The sequence below is a fragment of the Intrasporangium chromatireducens Q5-1 genome (genome assembly GCF_000576575.1).
In the GTDB taxonomy this organism is placed as follows: domain Bacteria; phylum Actinomycetota; class Actinomycetes; order Actinomycetales; family Dermatophilaceae; genus Intrasporangium_A; species Intrasporangium_A chromatireducens.
On sequence record NZ_AWQS01000578.1, the window covers coordinates 1 to 537 of the forward strand.

At 71.5% G+C, this 537-nt stretch carries 1 pseudogene; it reads left to right on the top strand.

What is annotated here, in order from left to right:
- Positions 1–537: pseudogene (locus N864_RS25360) on the top strand (conjugal transfer protein TrbL); the annotation flags it as partial.

Below are 537 nucleotides of genomic sequence, written 5' to 3' on the forward strand. Positions count from 1 at the left end.
CGCGTTCGCCGGGGCGGCGTGGGATGCGAGCCGGTCGTGGATCGGGAAATGGGCGGCGTTCGTGATCGCCCTGATCATCAGCAAGCTGGTGCTGGTGGTCGTGCTCCTGATCGCGATCACCCAGATGGCCACCCCCATCGAGGCCGATCTGACGGCGATCACCGAACCGATCACCGGCATCGTCATGCTCGCAATCGCCGCGTTCGCGCCGTACATGGTCTATCGCGTGATCTCCTTCCTCGGCTTCGACCTCTACAACACCATGGGCGCCGAACAAGAGGCCAAGAACGCCATGAACCGGCCCGTCCCCGTCCCGGCCACGCCCTCCGGCGACGGCCCGAAGAAGATCCTCGACGACGGAGGCGGCCGCGGTGGTGGCGGTGGGGATGATCCGCCTCCACCCGGAGGCGGTGGCGGCGGGGGGAACCCGCCCCCACCCCCGCCCGGCGGTGGTGGGGGCGGAACTCCGCCGCCCCCACCCGGAGGCGGCGCCGGAGCAGGCGCCGGAGCAGGCGCGGGTGCCGGTGGTGCGGGTGG